The sequence below is a fragment of the Nesterenkonia rhizosphaerae genome (genome assembly GCF_039544555.1).
GTDB lineage: Bacteria > Actinomycetota > Actinomycetes > Actinomycetales > Micrococcaceae > Nesterenkonia > Nesterenkonia rhizosphaerae.
Genome location: NZ_BAABLW010000002.1, coordinates 404,415 through 423,345, shown reverse-complemented (window position 1 = coordinate 423,345; position 18,931 = coordinate 404,415). Strand labels below are relative to the sequence as shown.

Sequence of the window (18,931 nt, the reverse complement as noted above, 5' to 3'; positions counted from 1 at the left end):
TGCATCGCAACGCTGGGACTGGTCATCGCACCTCCTGTCGGTGGGGCGGAGAAGTTCGCCTGCCTCATGCTACCGGGCGCGGAGTCCTTGCACGGTCTTCTGCGGGTGAGACAGAGACAGAGCCCGCGCCGCCATCGCTTGGGGGGAGGTAGCGACGACGACGCGGGCGGTCTATTCAGCTATTCAGCTGTTCGGATGGCACTCCTTATGAGGAGCCGACCCGACGGCGGTGCCGACTGATCATGACGATCAGAACACCCAGCACCACCAGAGCCAGCCCTGCTGCCAGGATCACCAGTGCAGCTTGGGCACCAGTGACGGCGAGGCCGGTCGGAGCCGGCTTGGCCGGTTCACCGGGATCGCCAGGAGTACCAGAAGTGCCGGGCTCACCGGGTTCACCAGGGGCACCAGGAGTGCCAGGCTCACCGGGTTCGCCAGGGGTTCCGGGCTCGCCGGGTTCACCAGGGGTACCAGGCTCACCAGGGGTACCGGGCTCACCAGGTGTTTCGGGCTCCTCCGACACCTCAGGGGCGCCACAGGCATCGTCCATGGTGGTGAGGTCGTTGTAGTTCAGCCCCGCAGTATTAGCGAATGCCCCATTCTCCAGGGAACCAGGTGCCGGACACTCATAGGTACCAGCATCTGCTTCCTCGGAATCAACCACAGCCGTGACCCTCACCGTGTAAACGTGGGAATCTCGTGCCTGAATTGGAACTTCAGCAGCAACGAGGTTCACCTCATCACTCTGTTCCTCTCCCAGACCGGTCCAGTCCTGGCGCACGTCGGCAACGGAGGGAGCATCCACAATCTCAGCGGACTGCACCTCGATGCCAGCACCATAACGAAGCCGGTCAGTCAGGTCATAGGTACCTGCGCCACCACCGTTACGAGCCTGAACCTGATAAGTGACCGTCCAGACCCCGTCCTCATCCCGCACCGGGGAATCCACCAGAGTCTTCTCAATCACCACAGACGGCGGCTCAGGACACGCGTCGTCCTCCTGCACACCATAGGAAGTGGTCAATAGCGACACGTTATTAAACGCGCCATGTCCACCGGTACCCGGTGCCGGGCAAACGGTGGGGTCACTATCCGAACCCACGCCTTCGAAGGACAACGGTGCATCGGCAACGACAGTTACCTCGTAGCGATGCGACTGTCCGGCTTCCAGCGAGATGTCCTCGCTGATGAGCAGGTTCTGCACACCATCCCAGGCGGGATCGGCAACTTGAACACCCTCAGGCGCGGCGGTCAGCTCTGCTGAGACCACCTGCACCTGATCCGTGAAACGCAGCTCATCCTCCAACGCGTACTCACCGGCTGCATCAGTGCTGTTGACCACATCAATGCCGTAGACCAGCTGCCACTGCCCATCACCGATGGGCTCAGCAGAGACCAAGCTCTTGGTGTGGGTGGGCTGACCTGGACGGTACGGAGGCTGGCAAGCCTCATCCTGCAGACCGCGCCCGTTGTGAGTCAGCCCAGCCGTGTTGGAGAACCCAGAACGTTCACCGCTGCCAGGGGCAGCACACTCGTAGGTGCTCTCGTCAGCGGCGTCCGCGTCGATGACCGCCGTGACTTCGACGGTGTAGGTGTGTGTCTCTCCCGAAGCCAGCGGCACTGCCGCGGCGATGAGATTCTGATCATCCTCCTGATCCTCACCCAGACCGGTCCACTCAATGCCAACGGCAGCTTCGTCCGGAGCTTCAGTCACCGTCGAGGAAAGCACTTGAATGCCTGCGCCGTAGCGCAGCTGGTCGGTGACCGTGTAGGTTCCGTCACCAGCGCCGACATTCTGCGCCGCGACGCTGTAGGTGAGCGTCCAGACTCCGTCCTCGTTCAGCTCAGGAGCGCCCACGAGGGTCTTGTCAAAGGTGAATGACGGCAGCTCAGCACAGGCATCGTCCCGCTCCACTCCCTCAGGAGTGGTCAGGAATGACACGTTGTTGAACCCAGAACGGACGTCATCTCCGGTAGCCGGGCATTGCGTCGGGTCGGATTCCCCACCAGCACCAGGAACCTGCAGCGGCACATCCGCAATCACGGTGACCTCATAGTAATGAGGAACGTAGTCCGGATGATTCGCGCGCAGCATCGGCACATCAACGGCGATCAATGTGTTCTCCTGACCGTCCCATGCCGGGTCAGCAAGCTGAACACCCTCAGGAGAAGCAGTCACCGCAGCAGAGGCGATCTCAGCCTCCTCTGTGAACCGCAGCTCATCAGCAAGGTCATACTCACCACTGCGGTTTGTCGGGTTGGTGACCTCGATACCGTAGACCAGCTCCCACTGACCGTTATTAACAGGCTCAGCAGAGACAAGCTCCTTGGTATGCGCAGCAGTTCCCGGAAGCTGAGGAGGCTGGCACGCCTCATCAACAGCATTGAGGTCGTTGTGACCCAGGCGGACTGCGTTGGCGAAGCCACCACGCTCGCCGGAACCAGGCTCAGCACACTGAGTAGTGGTGTCATCAATCTCGTCGTCATCGATCACCGCAGTGACCACCACCCGGTACTGGTGAGTCTCGCCAGCGCCCAGGGACACACCCGCAGCGATGAGGTTCTCCTCATCCTCACGCTCAGCACCCAGACCGGTCCAGGACTCTTGGATCTCAGCGACCTCAGGAGCCTCAACCACCTCAGCGGTCTGCACCTGGATGCCACCGCCGTAGAGCAGCTGATCAAAGACGTCGTAATCACCCGCGCCGCTACCGCTGTTAATGGCCTCGATCAGATAAGTCACAGTCCACAGACCATCGTCACCCTCAGCAGGCTCATCCACCAGAGTCTTGCTCACCTCAATCGAGGGAATCTCCGCACAGGCGGTGTCTTCTTCCTCATGCTCACCAGAGGTCAGACGTGAGACGTTATTAAACCCGGTGGGCGCATCCGAACCAGCTGCCGGGCACTGAGTGGGATCATTCTCGCCACCAGCACCAGGCACCTGCAACGGCACATCCGCGATGACCGTGACCTCGTAGTAATGAGGCTGGTAGTCGCCGTGGTTGCTGCGCAGGATGCGCACGTCCTCCGCGATCAGAGTGTTCTGCTGACCATCCCAAGCAGGATCAGCCAGCTGCACACCATCAGGAGATGCAGTCACCGAGGCTGAGGCGATATCGACCTCATCGGTGAACCGCAGCGTATCTTCCAGGTCATAGGAAGAGTTCACCGTAGTGGTGTTCTCCACGGTGATGCCGAAGACCACTTCCCACTGACCGTTGCCGGCCGGAGCGGCGGAGACCAGCTCCTTCTCATGGGCAGCAGATCCCGGGCCCGGAACCGTCGGGCAGGCATCATCTTCGTCTACGAGGCCGTTATGAGTCAGGCTGACCTCGTTTGCGAAGCCCCCACGCTCACCAGACCCCGGTGCCGGGCACTCATGAGCACCGGAGAGATCGAGCTCGTCGATATCGACGACGACCTGTACCCGGTAGGTATGAGTGGTGCCAGCGCCCAGGGCGACTCCAGCGACGATGAGGTTCTCCTCATCACCACGATCAGCGCCTTGACCGGTCCAATCATCACGAGTCTGCACATCCGCGGGGGCCTCGGTCACCGAGGCGGAGACCACAGCAATATCCTCGCCGTAGAGCAGCTGGTCCCGCAGGTCATAGGCACCCTCACCGGCACCAGTGTTGCGTGCCTGAATCTCATAGGAGATGGTCCACTGACCATCCTCACCCTGAGTGGGACCATCTACCACGGTCTTCTCGACCTCGATGGAAGGAATCTCAGCACACGCTGTGTCTACCTCTTCATGCTCACCAGAAGTCAGACGCGAGACGTTATTAAATCCAGTTGTCGCATCCGAACCATCTGCTGGGCACTGAGTGGGATCATCCTCATCACCGGCGCCCGGAACCTGAAGCGGCACATCAGTGATCACCGTGACCTCATACCGATGATCGGCGTAGTCCGCAGCATCATTGGCTGGCATCGCGACGTTAGCAGCGATCAGCGTCTGATCCTGACCATCCCAGGCCGGGTCAAACAGCTCGACCTCATCAGGGGTGCTGGTGAGATCAGCAGAGACAATCGAGACCGCATCGGGGAACCGGAGCGCATCAAAGAGGTTGTACTGGGTCGGCAGTGCGAACTCGTTGACCACATCAATGCCGTAGACGATCTCCCACTGACCATCACCAATCGGGGTGGCCGAGACCACCTCCTTCTCATGGACCGGGGGCTCGTTGATCAGGATGATCGCCGGATCACAATTGATCTCCACTGCGCCTGCTGCATCCTCGGGCTGATCCACCTCAGGAGCACACGCATTGTTGATGAGCTGAGGACCCATGGCCTCATCGACGGTGACCGTGTAGGGGTGGAACTGGGTTTCACCCGGCTCGAGCCTCTCGATGGTGAAGGACCCTGCCTCGGGGAAAGCATCATCGGTGATCTCGATGTTCTCCAGCACGCCCTGACCGGTGTTCGTCACACCAATGCGGTAGGTGACCTCATCCCCGACTCCGAAGGTGGGAGCATCGGCGATGTCATTGGCATCAAGCCAGTCATCATCGTATTCTGCATCCCCACCGGGGGCTAGCACGTACTTCTTCAACGACGCCGAGTAATAGGGGGCCATCGTCAGATCATTAGATGTACGCATCACCAGCTCGGTATGACCAGCACGAGCCTGGGCGCGGTTGACGTAGACGTCACTGGGTTCAGCATCGGCGGTTTCAATGTTGATATCGAAGCTGAAGCTCGCACCCGGGGCCAGCTCTCCACCGATCACACGGATAGCGGTGGGGTTCTCCATCGGGGTTGTCGACCAGCCCACGGTGTTATCAGTAGGATCACCGGCCTCACCGTTGGACGCATGATCCGGGTCATCAGAGAGATCAGCCGGATCACGATCGGTGTAGTACACAGTGGCACCAGGCGGGACATTCACACCAGTCACGGAGTAGGTGCCGGAGAAACTCGTTCCCCGACCATCACCGTTAAAGGGCAGGATGTCGATGGTGTCAGTGAAAGACTGCGGCAGCGGGTCCACCGAACGCAGAGTCACCGTCCAGGAACCCGGGCCATTGCCCAGGCCATCAGAGTTAGGGATAAACCACTGATCCGTCGACTTACCAATCTGGGTATAACCATTCGTAGTCGTCGTCACCTGGGCGGTTGCCGTGACAGTTTGGTCTCCGTAGGTCGCTGCAACGGAGTTCACCAGTCGCTGCCCCGGCTCTACCGAGTCGTCTGCAACTGCCTGGTACGTCAGGGGCACCGCGGTGTTTGTCGGAACATCATTTAGTGTCCACGTCAGCACCTGCTGACCAGTCTCGCTCGTGGAAAGAGCTGGCTCCGGATCAGTTGAACCTGGAACGTAGGCCATACCGAGCGGAAGGGTATCCACCAGCGTGAACCCGTCCACGGTGTCCGGCACGCCGCCGGCACCATTCGCTGAGTATGTCAGCGTGAAGCCGGCAGGTATACCGGGCTGCACCACGGCACGGTCTGCATCCTTCTGCACTGCTGGCATAGCACTTACTACACGGAAAAGATCACGCCAGCCATTGGTGAATCCGTATCTCGCATCCGGAGTCGAAGTGACGATGTTCGCTGAGGAGTTCCAGTTCGTCCAGACCCCGTTCACCATGGGTGCGCTGAACATCCAAACGTCGGTTCCTGCAGGTGTATCGGCTCTCAGTGTCGAGAGAACATTCATTGCTTCGCGATCGGGCTGGATACGGAGTGCTTCGCTCAGCGGGTATAGGGCGCGGACCGCCTTCACCGTCGATAGGTCCGAGGGCACCGAAGTAGTCCATCCGCCGCCGCCGTTCATATTGTTGCCGCCCGTGGCACAGTTGAAGGCACTCGGATCGTACGAGGATGAGTCCGAGTCAACCGAAGATGCAGGGCCCACGTAGTACTGCAGAGGATACGTCGCTGCATCAAAACCACCCGGGACTGCCCCGGTGAATGCCACGTAACGGGTATCCAAAACGTGGCACAGACCGAAGAGCGCGGACGAGTCGAGATGGCTGTACCGGCGAGTATCTATGCTGACGCCCTGGAGTACTTCAGTTCCGGGAGCAACCCGGTAGCTGTCATCCCATGCAGTACCCCCGGCGCCTGTGTACTCACGGTTCCATGCTCCGCTGGCACCGCCAGGAAAACTAATGGCCTTATTCGAGACGTTGTTGGTCGGGTCGTCCTCAGCAGTGGCTCCCGATTCTGGGGCGACGTAGGGGGGCGCTGTGACTGTCACGGAAGTGCCTGTGGCCGTCGTCGTGGCGAAGCGGAAGGTCACCTGACCACTGGCGATGGCAGAGACGTCTGCAGGAAGGGCCTGACCGGTAGAATCCCGAGACGGCACCTGCGTGAGAGAGTAGTCGATTCCAGTCAGTGTCAGCGTGAACTGGCCTGGGGTGTTACTCGGAGTCAACGCGCAGTCGGCCACAAAAGGCGCAGTCCGGTCGGCTGGATGTGATCCCCCGGACCATGGATGACTAGGGGCAACTCCCGCGGTGAACTCCGAGCACGCATTGGCAGGAACGGTGACAGCGGCACCATTGTCGGCAGCGACATTGACGGTATAGCTGATGGAGTCCGGCCCGGCTTCGGAAGCCTCATTGAGGAAGAGCGTCCACTGATAGTCGACGTCCACATAGCCTGTGCCGATACGCTGCTGATTATTGGGCGTTCCCCAGCGGATGTCCATGCCGAACTGATTGATGATCTCGACGGGGGCCAACTGCTCAGCCTGTACTCCACCGATTTCGCCGTTCAGCGTGACCTGGTCACCCGTTGCGCCGCGGGCCACGACAGGCACCGTGATAGCTGCCGCCGTGCCCATATGCACTGTGCCGACATTGCAGATGAGTGTCCGGCGGTCCTCAGAAAGGCTCGACGCCGGCGTCACATCAGCGATGAGGCAGACATCGGGCAACTCAGCAAAGTCGCCGTTCTGGGACGTCAGAGTCAGAAAGACGTTATCGACCGGTTCGTTAGATGGTGCCTCCGCGGCGTCGTTGACATTGACCCGCCACTCGCTGTTCAGTACATCACCGGAAGAAACCGTGTCCGGGGTATCAGCAGCCCACCGAGACGTGACCTCATACTCGACGTCGAAGTCGCCAGGATTCTCTACCTGGGTTGCGAATGCTGGCGCCACGGCGGGTAGCCCGCCGAGGAAGGCGAGCAGAAGGGCGATCAGTGCACTGACCGATCGTCTCGCTGCCCGGGAGGAAGACGTGACAACGCCGGCGCCTCCCCGCTTTTCTGCGCGCGTTCGGCCTGCCGAACCGCTACTCAGCGGCGGCGCGGACCGCCTGTACTTGGTACCCAAGATCCACTCCTTGATATGACTGACAGGTTGACCCCAACGTTCCGCTCCAGGAAAGCGGTGGCGAAGACACGAGGGCCCAAGCACAAGTCTTGGAAGAACCTGAGCATCCTCATAGAGCAAGCTGGGTTTATGGGCCCCAACTTGGGCCTACGACGCGGACGGAATACCCCATTGCCATGAGTTCCCGCTTACGCACTCTTGAGCGACACAGCGCTCTCCCGCGGTGGATCGTTAAGTTAGGAGAATGCCTAGCTCGTGGGCACGCCGGATGGCGTCTTCCCGTGAGTTCACCCTCAACTTGCGGTACGCCGCTTGCGCCTGCTTCTTCACCGTAGAGAGCGAACGGTGCTCTTGCTCGGCAATCTCCTGCAAGGACAACCGCCCCTGAAGCTTCTGAAGAATCTCGCGTTCGCGCGTGGTCAAACGCACCACCACGGCGTCGTCGGGGAAGATACCCGGGAGCTCCCTGACCCGCCGTTTGAGCTCAGCGATCTCTACACCATGCTGGGAGGAGATCTGTTCCCACATGTCGTGGCTTTCAAGTAGGCGCAGTGCCTGCTCCCGGTGACGCCCTGGAAGGAAAGCCAGCGGAAGCAGTGACCCGACTGAGCCGCAGAGGTCCGCAGCAGCGTTGAGTTCTTCTTCCCCGCGAACAGCCTCTTCCATAGCCAACAGGGCCACGGCTTTCATCACTTTCAGTTCCGCACGATCGCGGAAAGGGATCTCCCGCTCGAACGCGTACTGCTCTGCGAGCTGGACCGTACGGGACGGTTGTCCGGTGATCAGGAACATGCGAGCCAAGGGAACTTGAAGTCCAGCCTTTTCCGCGTCCTCATCCTTCAGCAGCGGGGCGACCCTCTGCAGGTGTCCGGAAGACATGAGCATCTCACTGCAAACCCGCTGGTAGATCCTCTGCCCCAGGCTATTTTCGCGAAGCTGCCGGGCACGCTTTCGGAAGAGACCGTCCAGGCGCTGGTTCCACCGGCCCACGTCGCCTCGCAGCAGCATCCACCAGTGCTCTACCAGCGTGAGCAGCGGCCAGAGATCGGCCCGGGCGACTCGGTGAGAGTCTCTGATGATGACACTGCCTGCAGCAGCAATGTCCAAAGTATCCAGATGACTCAACGCTTCCCGGTAGGATGCCGCGGCGGTCTGGCGCTTCCCCGTCCGGCTCTCGGATGAATGTCCACTGAGTATCGCCCAGATGAGGTCTTCATAATCCTCGGCGAGGAAAGTCAACGGCACCCGGCTGCGGGCAGGACAATCCGATGGGGAGATCTGCTCGAACTGGGTGGCGGCAGCGGTTAATTCTGCGTGCCCCGCGTAAGCCACTCCACAGTAGTAGCGGAACGCCGCTTCAGCCTGCTGTGACAGTGCATGTCCGTTCTCTGTCAGTTGCTCGATTCTTTGCTCTACGCGTTCACCTAGGCGAACTGCGTCAGCGAAACGACCTGCCCCCAGGAGCGTACTTGTCACATACGCGGCGGTAATCGCTATCTGGTTGGGGCTTGTCATAGCGTCAGCGAAATCTGTGCGCAAGGGGCGTGCCGCCGCAGCAATGTCTACGCGTGCCGCGGCCATTCCGGGTACGGCATCGGCATCTGTTGCGGACGCCGGTGTCGCAGAGACAGAAATAGGGGCTAACCGTGATGGCAGGTGCTCAAGGTGCAGGCGAAGAAAGAGCAGCACTGGACTTACCTGGTCGGCTTGTCGCGGGAGAGCTCGCAGCGCGATTCTCGCGTGAGGGGTGAAATACGCGAGAACATCCCCGTACCGGTTAGACAACAGCTCGGCGAGCAAGCTCCACTGTCCGGCTCGGCGGGCCTGGATGAGCTGTTCTCCGAATAGCTGGTCTGTGTCCTCTACTCGCAGGTTCTTCAGGACGCCGGCTGCCAGTACCCGTCCTTTCAGCGACTCGGGCAGACTCTCCAGTACCCCTTGTGCCACTGCCCACGGCATGCGCCACCCGCTGCTGAAACTCTCATTGGCTGCGATTTCTCCTTCAGCCTGATGCCGGGGTACCAGTAAGCCTTTCTGTGCCATGTCGATGATCAGCTGTTCTGCCTCGAGTGGCTGAGGCCTGTCATCACCAGTCAGCGTCCGGTAGGCCGCTAGGGCTGCCCGAAGCGAAGCCGGGGTCACGGTATGAAGCACTGATGCACAATGAGCAGCACCTCTGAGATGGACCCAATCTGGCTGGTCTAGCAGCGGGTTGACCTCGCGAGCCAGCGTGGTGCGCACCACCTGGCTGTTGAGGAGTTCACGGATTCCGTGCACTCCCGTAACCGCCAAGATGACGCTTGCAAGCTGGATCGAACCGCCGGTCCGTGCCCGCAGCAGTTCAGCGTCTGCGCGCGTGACTTTGAAACCCGCCGCTACTAGTCGCTCGTGAAATGTCGAGTATGAGTCAGTAGTCAGGTCACGCAGCTCTGCGGGACTGACTCCGCTGAACGATCCTGTTTCTCCTGCATGGTCATGCGCATGATGCGGCATGGTTAATCCCCCCCCCCTAGCAGACGAGGTGTGCCGCCCCGCCTGCTCTTCTTGCGATCCCCCCTGAGCAAATGACCGACAGCAATTGACGCTAGTGCTGCTCCGTCATTCCCCTCAGATCTGACGTACACATTTGGTCCATCGAATGGACCTGTCATTGGCCTCAGGCATTACTCTTCCGAGGAACCGTTGCGGGAATCAATCAATATGGGGGTGAAGCTGAGAATCACCCTGGGTGAGCACCTCGCCCAATTGCGACTAAACGCGCTTGTCAGCGGGCCGGAGACATGGCCTCCAGGAGTTGCTGGTCAGTGTCGTTGAGGCCAGTTGTCCCGGACTTTGTACCACTGAGCAGGGCTGCGGCCAGCCGAGCCGCCAGCGGCGCCAGGAGGATGCCGTGGCGGGAGAAGCCCGTGGAGACGACGACGGCGCCGTCGCCCTCATCACCTGCCAGCAGACCGAGGTATGGCCGGTCATCCGGGGTGCCAGGGCGGGCGCGAGTAGTGATTTCCTCCAGCTGCATCTCGCGCACCGCAGGCAGCACTGTGGCGGCATCCTCCAACAGCTCAAGCACACTACCGGCGTGAGTGTCGGCCAGGTCGTCCTCACGGGAGGATGCGCCGACTACTAGTCCCCCGTCGGCACGTGGCACCAAGTACACGGAGCGGCCGCCGACTTTAGCGCGCACCGTAGTACTGAGCACATGGGATTCCCCCGGCAGCAGCTGGCTTGGGCGTACCCGCAGCCGCAACACATCCCCGTGAACTGGTCGCAGGTGAAGCGGGTGCCGCTGCGGGATGCCGCCGATGCTGTTGTACCCGAGCCCGGGGACCAGCAGTGCTTTGTCCGCCTGGATATGGTGACCGTCACCGGTAGTGAGCCGGACCCTGCCAGCTTCACGTTCGATCTCCGTGACGGAAGCTGCTACCCACTGCGCAGCAGGTCCGGCCTCAGGAAATGTGCCGCTGAGATCGGCGCTGAGCGCCGCGGTGGCGCATCTGGCCAGCTGGCGCGGATCCACTTGGTGATCGCTGGGCACGTCCCAGGCTTTGGCGACCGGGGCCAGGGCAGGCTCACGGCGCCGCAGGGCACTGGAGGTCAGCGGTTCAACCTGCATGCCGTGGCGCTGCTGAAGGTCAACTAAGTCGACGACGGCGGCGCGGTCACCGGGGTCAGCGGCCAGCAGCAGGGTGCCGTTCTCGAGGTAGCCGGTGGGCGTCGTCGTCGCCTGCTCCAGAGTGGCCAGCAGCTCCGGATACTCTGTGCGGGAGGCGGCCATCAGTGGCCAGAGTTCCTGCTGCCCGTACTGGACTTCGCTGATGGGGGCGAGCATGCCTGCGGCGGCATATGAGGCTCCGCTAACAGGGGCGGGATCGATGATGGTCACCGCATGTCCGGCCAGCCGCAGCCGCCAGGCTGTCAGGAGCCCGACCACGCCGGCACCGACCACAGCGGTCCTGCTCTCCCTGCTTTCAGCCATGGCTCTAGCCTACTGAAACCTACGACAACGGCGGCCCACCCGGACCGATTCAACAGAGTCCAGTGAGCCGCCGTATTTGCGGAGCGGGCGACGGGAATCGAACCCGCGTCGTCTGCTTGGGAAGCAGAAGCTTTGCCATTAAGCTACGCCCGCTTGGCCGCCGCCATGAGTGCGAGTGATCCCACCGTGACGGCGTGCTGATTAGTGTACTCCGATCAGGCGCTATCAGTGGGACCAGGCCTCAAGCACTGCTCGAGGCGCGATCTGAGCCGGTCGAGGCCAGGTCCGAAAGCCCGTACTCAAGAAGCTCTCAAGGAGCAAGCGGCGCCAACTCCGGGACGTCCTCGCCGAGCACACCGCGGGCCAAGATATCTCCCAGCAGCGGTCCCATAGTCAGCCCCGCCGGCCCATACCCCGAGGCCACCCAGACATCCGCGTGCCCCGGAAGCGGACCCACCACCGGCAGCCCATGATCAGCCAGCGGCCGCAGTCCCACCCGGGTCTCCAGCACCGTCGCTTCGGCGAGTCCCGGTGCGATACCAAGAGCGTCCTGCAGGACCTGCAGCTGCCCAGCAGCGGTGACCCGCGGATCAAATCCGCTGCCCGTTTCACGCGTGGCACCCACGGCCACACGGCCGCCGTCGAAAGCCACAATGTAGTGGTGCGAGAGGGGAGCAATGGTCGGCCACGCGGAGGTATCAGCCCCCTCAAGGCGAAGGTGGGTGATCTGACCACGCTGCGGGGCCACCGGGACCGGAGCATGCGCAGCCTCCAGAAGCTGAGCACTCCACGCCCCTGCCGCTACGACGACGGCATCAGCGTCCAGCAGGCCATCCTCTACGCGCACAGCAGTACGGGTTCCATCCTTCACCAGTTGGGCATGAGAAGTGACCCGCTGTGCTCCGAGCGTCCCGGCTGCGGTGAGCAAAGCGTCCCGCAGCGTTCGCCCGTCCACCCGACCGCCACCGGTGAGCAGCACCGCCTCCACATCCTCTGCCAGCGCGGGGAAGAGCTGCCGGGCCTCAGCGTTGGTCAGCCGCTGGACCTCGCCAGCCACTGATCCGGCGACCTCGACCCGGGCACGGACCCTCTCCTCTGCCGCGTGCAGAAGCGCAGCATCCCGGTTCACTATCAGGGAGCCGGTCCGCCTGTAATCGGTGCGGGTGATGCCAGCCTCTGCTAATTGCTCCAGCAGCACGGGATAATAGGCACCGCCCGCGGCGTAGAGGTCATAGAAGGGCCCGGTGGCGGTGGAAACCCATGGGGCGATGATGCCGGCACTGGCCGCCGTCGCCTGCCCCGGCGAGCCGTCGTCGATGATGGTCACGGCAGCGCCTCTGCGCGCCAGCGCGAAAGCTACGGAGGCTCCGGCGATTCCTGCGCCCACAACAGCAATACGAGGTGACATAGCTCAAGCTTTTCACGGCCGCGGAAGAACCTGGGTCATCCTCGCGTTGCAGACCCTCGACACCAATTCACCGACCCACGGAGATCATCCTGATGAGCACGCAGCAGAGCCCTTCCACCGACACCCTGTTGAAGGAACTGGAGCCCGATGCACTCCACCGTCTTTTCACCGGTGCGCATACTACGCACACCTTCACTGATGAGCCTGTGGACCCTGCTTTGGTGCAGCGCGCATATGAGGATCTGCGCTGGGCTCCTACCGCGTTCAATTCCCAGCCGCTGCGGCTGACCGTGCTGACCCCTGGGGAGACCCGCGACGCCGTCATCAAGCACCTCATGGACGCCAACCAGGCCAAGACCAAGGCGGCCCCGCTGACCATTGTTGCTGCCTACACCGCTGACTGGCATGAGCGTATGGATGTGCTGGCACCGCAGCGCGAGGGTGCACGCGAGAGCTTCGCGAATAAGGGCGGCATGCGTGAGAGCGTCGGCCAGCAGTCAGCGCTGATTCAGGTCGGCTACCTGCTGCTGGCACTGCGCGCCCACGGATTGGAGGTAGGTCCGATGACCGGCCTGAATGCTGCTGGAGTGGACTCAGTGGTGCATACCGAGAACGGATGGAAGACCCTGGTGGTCATCAATGTGGGCCACGGGCCCAACCCTGCCGATGAGGATGCGATCCGCCCCCGCGGTGGCCGCCTGGACTTCGACGACGCCGCCCAGGTGCTCTGAGCTCCGCGATCCGGCATAGGACTGTGCATTCGGCATAGCGCTATAGCCTCTGCCGGATCCACAGCCCTATGCGACACCGCGGTCGCCCTCGCGCGTTGGCCGTCCAGGGAACATTGAGCCGATGTCCCTTGCGGCCCAAGCTGTGACTCCTAGCGTGATCAGCGACAGCGCATGCTGCTTTGACCCGAGAAGGAGGACTTCATGAGCCACATCACTGGTAAGAAGATCGCCCTGCTGACCACCAACGGCGTGGAGCAGCCCGAGCTGACCGAGCCCCTTGCCGCCATTAAGGAACACGGAGGCACCCCCGTCGTCGTCTCCCCCGAGGAGGGGCAGATCCAGGCCATGAAGGGTGACTGGGAGCATGCCGATCACTTCGACGTCGACGTTGCTCTCTCCTCCGCGAACCCGGATGACTACGACGGACTGGTGCTGCCCGGCGGCACCCTGAACGCAGACACGCTGCGCATCAACGAGGACGCCCAGAAGTTCGTCAAGGCTTTCTTCGACGCCGGCAAGCCCGTGGCCGCGATCTGCCACGGACCTTGGATCCTCACCGAAATCGGCGCCGCCCAGGGCCGCACGGTCACCAGCTACCCGTCTTTGAAGACAGACCTGACCAACGCTGGCGCTGAGTGGGTTGATGAATCCGCAGTGGTCAGCGACGGCCTGGTCACCTCGCGGACTCCCGATGACCTGGAGGACTTCAACCAGGCCTTCCTGGACTTGGTCTCAGATGACTCAGAAGCGCCCTGATCACCACTAGACACAACGACGTTAAACACGATGACGGCGGCTCCCCTGGTACACAGGGGGGCCGCCGTCATCGTGTGTGGGGTTCCCTAGACCGGAACTCTTCAGGCAGTACTTCTTCAGTCCTGGGCTACCTCAGGGGCGGCCCGGCGCCTGCCCCAGTAGGAGGCCAGCAGACCACCTGAAATGTTGTGCCAGACCGAGAAGATCGCCCCCGGCAGCGCCGCCTCTGGGGAGAAGTGCGCGCTGCCCAGACCGGCGGCCAGCCCGGAGTTCTGCATGCCGACTTCCACCGAGATCGCGCGTCGGGTGGGCACCGGTGCCCGGGTCAGCGCCGCAGCGGCATAACCCAGTCCGTAGCCCATCAGGTTATGGATCATGATGCCCACAATCAGCAGCACTCCGGCCGAGGCCAGCACATCATGGGAGCCTGAGACCACGGCGAGCACCACATAGGTGATACCCAGCACGGAGATCCAGGGCAGTGCAGGCTGGATAGCCACCACGATGCGCGGCAGCAGCAGACGCAGCACAATGCCTGCCACCACGGGGATCAGCACAATCTGCAAGATGCTCTTGGCCATATCACCGGCGGGCACGGGCAAGTACTGGCCTGCCAGCCACAGTGTCAGCAGTGGAGTCAGCAGTGGTGAGAGCAGGGTGGAGATAGAGGTCATGGTCACCGAGAGGGCGACGTCGCCGCGGGCCAGATAGGTCACCACATTCGACGAGGTTCCGCCGGGAACAGAGCCCACCAGGATCATGCCGGCAGCCAGGGCCGGAGGCAGCTGCAGTACCCAGGCAATGGCGAAGGCCAGCAGCGGCATCAGCGCGAACTGGAAGGCCACGCCGGCAATGACCGGAACGGGTCGGCGCAGCACCAGCGCAAAATCCGGAAGAGTCAGAGTCAGGCCCATCCCGAACATGATGATCATCAGGGCATAGGTCACCCCGGCGCTGAGCGGAGAGAACGTCGCCGGTGCCAGCAAGGCGGCGACGGCGCCACCGATGATCAGCAGCGGGAATACGGTGACAGCGAGCTTCGCGCTGCGCGGAGACTGGTCAGCCGGTGCCGCAGTGCGGGACCCAGCCGGTGATGTAGAACGGGACACAGCTCACATCTTGGGAGCACCTGTGTCCCCGGTCAACGCCAGCTATCGGGCTGCTCACCATATGGACGCAGGTCAGCGGCAACTATGCCGGCACCGGCGAGAATCCAGCAGATGCGAAGCCTTCTGCTTTAGTCTCGGAAGCATGAGCGAATCCGCACTGACCCCCGAGCCCTCCGAACTGGGCCAGCTGCGCCGTGAGCGACTGCTGTCCGCCCGCCTCTACGTCTGCACGGATCTTCAGCGATTCATTCTGCGGCCTGACGCCGGACCCGTGGATGAGCTGGATCTTGAGGCCCTGCGACAGTTCTACGTGGACGCCTTCACCGGTGGGGTGGACATTATCCAGGTCAGGGATAAGAACGTCTCAGTGCAGACCGAGATTGCCGCACTGACCCTACTGAAACAGGTCGCTGACGAGTACGGCGGACTCTCTGCCGCCAATGACCGGGCGGACCTGGCGCTGATCACCGGCGTGGATGTCTTCCATGTGGGCCAGGAGGATCTCTCCACTGACCAGGCGCGCGCCATTCTGGGCGACGACGTCGTGATCGGCCGCTCCTGCCATACCTTTGAGCAGGTGCGGACGGCAGTGGAGGACATCGGCATCGACTACTACTGCACCGGGCCCGTATGGGAGACCCCCACGAAGCCCGGCCGGGCCGCTGTGGGCACTGAGCTCCCGGCACGCGCTTCAGTCCTGGAGACTGCCAAGCCGTTCTTCGCCATCGGCGGTATCAATGCTGAGAATATGCACGAGGTCACCGAGGCCGGTGCCGAGCGGGTTGTGGTGGTTCGGGCTGTCACCGAGGCAGCAGACACCGTGGCTGCCGCGCAGGCGCTGCGCGAACAGCTGCCGAGTTAGCGACGGCGCGAGGGCTTCCTGCCCTTAGCCGGCTTGGAACCGCGCGAGGCAGCTCCCCGGCGCTGTGCAGCCGACTTGCCGGTCGCGCCTTTGGCTCCTTTTGCCTTGCCGCTACCTTTGGTGTCGGCCTTCTTCGGCGCTGCGGACCGAGTCTGCTGCAGTTCGCTGCGTCCAGAACCTGGCTTGCGACCCCTGGCAATGCCGACGAACTCCTGGATGTCCTCGCTGTCACGCTCGCGCAGCCAGGCCAGACCCACCTGCCAGCCGGGCAGCCCCTCCACGGTGCGGATCACCACGTCCTTACGTGAGAGCATCCGGGCCACGGAGTTCGGCAGGATCAGCAGACCTGCACCGGAGGCCACCACCTCAAGGGCCATCCGCTCACCGCGGCCCAACTCCGCCCCCGTTTTAGGGACATCAGGCTCCGGATCCTGCTCCACCATCTGGTCCGGGGTGAAGAAGGTTTCCTGTTCGATCTCCGCCCAGGGCACCACATCCTCAGCAGCGGCTACCCAGTGTTCGGCTGCGGCGCAGACCACCGGAAGCTCCTCGTAGAGCCACACCCGGTGCAGCACATCAGTATCGACGTCCTGTTCCGCCCCCACCCGCACGTAGCCGACATCCGCCAACCGAGCTTCCAAGCGCTGCGGCTGGCGGGCGTCGTCGTCGTAATAATCCACGCTCAGCGGGATATGCCGGTACCGGTCCCGCCAGCGGTGCGCCCATTTATCCGGTGTGGCTCCGGGCAGCGCGGCGAGCCGGATCCCGGCTGGGCGGCTGGGCGCGCCCTCCGGTTGATCCTTCTCCGGCTGGTCCTGCTCGGACTGGTTCTGTTCCGGCATGGTCAGGTCGGACATGGTCAGAAGATCAGTGCTTGTCAGCCGGCTGTTGGTAGCGGCGCATGGCGGCGCTGGTGTGTTTCACAGCAAATCCGAGGCGCTCGTACAACCTGGTCGCGCCGGTGAGAGACTCGGAGTCCACATCCAACTCAATGACGTCGTAGTCACCGCTGCTGGCTGCGGCTTCGATAGTGTGCGCCAGGACCGCGCTGCCCAGCCCGTTGCCGCGGGCGGCGGGGACCGTGCCCACCAGGTTCACATAGAGCTCGCGCTCCACCCACTGGCCGCACAGCGCATAGGCCAGCACGGTCCCAGAAGCATCCACTGCGATCCGCGAAACGGCCGCGCGGTTGCTGCGGGAGGTCCAAGTCTCATGCCATACCGAAGGCGACGGCGGGGCGCTGCCCCAGTGGTCCACGAAGGCCGCTGCGTGGGCTTCGAACACTGCTTTCTCATCACTCTCCTCCGGTGCCCGCACGGTAACTCCCTCAGGGAGCTGGCGGCCCCCAGTGATGGCGGCAGCGGAGTCCGGGGAGTCCGTCTGGTTCCAGCTCAGCGGACGGCTCATCAGATTGAAATAGCGGGCCACCTGGTAGCCGCGGGCCAGGTGGAAGGTCCGCGCTGAGGACTCTTCCAGTCCGCCGCCGGTGGCAAAGTAGTACTGCACTCCGGGGTAGCGATCCGTGGCTTTCTGCGCACCGCGGGCCTCGAGCTTCTGCATCAGCTGGGTCCCGATGCCGCGACCGCGGTGCTCCACGTGCACGCCACCTTCTAACGGCACCCCGGCATTGCCTTCGTGGTCCAGACTCTGGCGTAGCCGCGCTACTCCGAACGCCACCAGCTCTTCGGTTCCGCTCTCAGAGTCCGCCCATACCGCCACAGTGTCCTGGGCGGGGTCCAAGTGGGGGTCCTCAAGCTCCTCAGCAAGGTCTTCGGCCGAGTAGAACTCCTCAGTACCGTCCACGACGGCCAGGTGATTGACCAGCTCGGCCCACGCCGCGGTATCAGCGGTGGTCAGGGTGCTCCAGCGGTATGACGTACTCATGACTTAACCCTATGTCACCGGTTCGGTCGCGCACTGTGACCCTTGTTCACGCCGAAACCGAGGCTGACAAGCCGAAAATACCGTCAAGCCGCGTGACCGAACGCGTAACCCCGCCCGTGGCGAGGCTTACGCGACCTTCTTGCGCAGGAAGTCCACCGCCCGGTCCCAGGCCAGTCTGGCGGCGTCGGGATCGTAGGTGCCGATGAGGTTCTCGTCATTGTGGAAGGCGTGGCCGGCGTCGTAGTAGAAATACTCCACCTCAGCGCCGGACTCTTCGCGGATCTGCTGCTCCTGGGCGCGCGCCTGCTCCACCGGGTAGCCCTGATCGTGTTCGGCGTAGTGTCCCTGCACGGCCGCACGTACCCCGGCGTAGCTGTCCGGAATGCCCTGGCCCACACCGTAGAACGGCACTGCGGCGGAGATCTTCTCGCCCTGCTGCGCGGCCAGGGCGAGCACAAAGCCGCCGCCCATGCAGAAACCGATCGCACCCACGGTCTTGGAGGTCACCGCCTCGTGGCCGAGCAGGTAGTCAGTGGCGGCAGCCAGCTGGCGTGCGCCCTCCTCGGCGGGAAGCTTGGACATCATCTCACCGGCCTCGTCGCCGTCGTGGGTGATCCATCCGCCGTAGAGATCGGGGGCCAGAGCGACGAAGCCCTGGACTGCCAGCCGGTCAGCCACCTCTTTGATGTGGTCGGTCAGTCCCCACCATTCCTGGATGACGATGACGGCGGGCCCGGATCCTGAAGGCGGGGTGGCTAGGTAGCCGTGGCCGGTGTCGGTGACCTCTGCCGGCGTCGACACTCCACCGTTGTGCAAAGGGAAGGTGACGTTCTGATGCGGGGTTTTCTCGGCCAATGTGCCCTCCTGAAGATCTAGGTCTTGTGGTGCGTCCCCCTGCAGCTCACTGTAGCTAA

Annotated in this window: 11 protein-coding genes and 1 tRNA gene; 3 read left to right on the top strand and 9 right to left on the bottom strand. The window is 62.8% G+C overall.

The features are described from left to right. Positions 1–205: 205 nt before the first annotated feature. The 5 genes from ABEA23_RS03360 to ABEA23_RS03340 form a co-directional block, all read right to left on the bottom strand. The gene (locus ABEA23_RS03360; protein WP_345476650.1) at positions 206–7,120 is read right to left on the bottom strand and encodes a DUF7507 domain-containing protein; all 6,915 of its coding nucleotides are present in this window, start codon (positions 7,118–7,120) and stop codon (positions 206–208) included. 405 nt (positions 7,121–7,525) lie between these two features. After that, positions 7,526–9,787, bottom strand: coding sequence for a helix-turn-helix transcriptional regulator (locus ABEA23_RS03355; RefSeq protein ID WP_345476649.1), 2,262 nt, complete (start codon positions 9,785–9,787; stop codon positions 7,526–7,528). A gap of 271 nt (positions 9,788–10,058) precedes the next feature. Further along, a complete protein-coding gene (thiO, locus tag ABEA23_RS03350) occupies positions 10,059–11,267 on the bottom strand; it encodes a glycine oxidase ThiO (RefSeq protein WP_345476648.1) in 1,209 nt (402 codons plus the stop codon). Between the two features lie 82 nt (positions 11,268–11,349). Next, positions 11,350–11,420 (bottom strand) — tRNA-Gly (locus ABEA23_RS03345). A gap of 157 nt (positions 11,421–11,577) precedes the next feature. Continuing rightward, on the bottom strand, positions 11,578–12,675 hold the full coding sequence (locus ABEA23_RS03340) for an NAD(P)/FAD-dependent oxidoreductase (protein WP_345476647.1): 1,098 nt from the start codon (positions 12,673–12,675) through the stop codon (positions 11,578–11,580). A 92-nt stretch (positions 12,676–12,767) separates the two neighbouring features. Here ABEA23_RS03340 and ABEA23_RS03335 point away from each other — a divergent pair, with 92 nt between their 5' ends. Further along, complete coding sequence (locus tag ABEA23_RS03335) at positions 12,768–13,406, top strand: malonic semialdehyde reductase (RefSeq protein ID WP_345476646.1); 639 nt, start codon at positions 12,768–12,770, stop codon at positions 13,404–13,406. 201 nt (positions 13,407–13,607) lie between these two features. Beyond that, positions 13,608–14,162, top strand: coding sequence for a type 1 glutamine amidotransferase domain-containing protein (locus ABEA23_RS03330; RefSeq protein ID WP_345476645.1), 555 nt, complete (start codon positions 13,608–13,610; stop codon positions 14,160–14,162). A gap of 116 nt (positions 14,163–14,278) precedes the next feature. Here ABEA23_RS03330 and ABEA23_RS03325 read toward each other — a convergent pair whose 3' ends face one another. Beyond that, positions 14,279–15,271, bottom strand: a complete 993-nt coding sequence (locus ABEA23_RS03325; protein ID WP_345476644.1) for a bile acid:sodium symporter family protein — start codon at positions 15,269–15,271, stop codon at positions 14,279–14,281. Between the two features lie 142 nt (positions 15,272–15,413). Here ABEA23_RS03325 and thiE point away from each other — a divergent pair, with 142 nt between their 5' ends. After that, complete coding sequence (gene thiE, locus ABEA23_RS03320) at positions 15,414–16,133, top strand: thiamine phosphate synthase (protein WP_345476643.1); 720 nt, start codon at positions 15,414–15,416, stop codon at positions 16,131–16,133. On the opposite strand, the gene ABEA23_RS03315 is transcribed toward thiE, so the two are convergent. The 3 genes from ABEA23_RS03315 to ABEA23_RS03305 form a co-directional block, all read right to left on the bottom strand. Further along, on the bottom strand, positions 16,130–16,990 hold the full coding sequence (locus tag ABEA23_RS03315) for a LysR family transcriptional regulator substrate-binding protein (RefSeq protein WP_345476642.1): 861 nt from the start codon (positions 16,988–16,990) through the stop codon (positions 16,130–16,132). The genes thiE and ABEA23_RS03315 overlap by 4 nt on opposite strands. A 10-nt stretch (positions 16,991–17,000) precedes the next feature. Beyond that, a complete protein-coding gene (locus ABEA23_RS03310) occupies positions 17,001–18,017 on the bottom strand; it encodes a GNAT family N-acetyltransferase (protein WP_345476641.1) in 1,017 nt (338 codons plus the stop codon). Positions 18,018–18,143: 126 nt separating this feature from the next. Further along, entirely contained in the window at positions 18,144–18,872 is a 729-nt protein-coding gene (locus ABEA23_RS03305; protein WP_260072902.1) for a dienelactone hydrolase family protein, read from the bottom strand. Positions 18,873–18,931: the final 59 nt, after the last annotated feature.

Excerpts from the sequence above, each read along its gene's own strand:
- ABEA23_RS03335 (WP_345476646.1), top strand. The coding sequence starts at position 12,768 with ATGAGCACGCAGCAGAGCCCTTCCACCGACACCCTGTTGAAGGAACTG.
- thiE (WP_345476643.1), top strand. The coding sequence starts at position 15,414 with ATGAGCGAATCCGCACTGACCCCCGAGCCCTCCGAACTGGGCCAGCTG.
- ABEA23_RS03355 (WP_345476649.1), bottom strand. The coding sequence starts at position 9,787 with ATGCCGCATCATGCGCATGACCATGCAGGAGAAACAGGATCGTTCAGC.
- ABEA23_RS03340 (WP_345476647.1), bottom strand. The coding sequence starts at position 12,675 with ATGTCACCTCGTATTGCTGTTGTGGGCGCAGGAATCGCCGGAGCCTCC.
- ABEA23_RS03330 (WP_345476645.1), top strand. The coding sequence starts at position 13,608 with ATGAGCCACATCACTGGTAAGAAGATCGCCCTGCTGACCACCAACGGC.
- thiO (WP_345476648.1), bottom strand. The coding sequence starts at position 11,267 with ATGGCTGAAAGCAGGGAGAGCAGGACCGCTGTGGTCGGTGCCGGCGTG.
- ABEA23_RS03310 (WP_345476641.1), bottom strand. The coding sequence starts at position 18,017 with ATGAGTACGTCATACCGCTGGAGCACCCTGACCACCGCTGATACCGCG.
- ABEA23_RS03315 (WP_345476642.1), bottom strand. The coding sequence starts at position 16,990 with ATGTCCGACCTGACCATGCCGGAACAGAACCAGTCCGAGCAGGACCAG.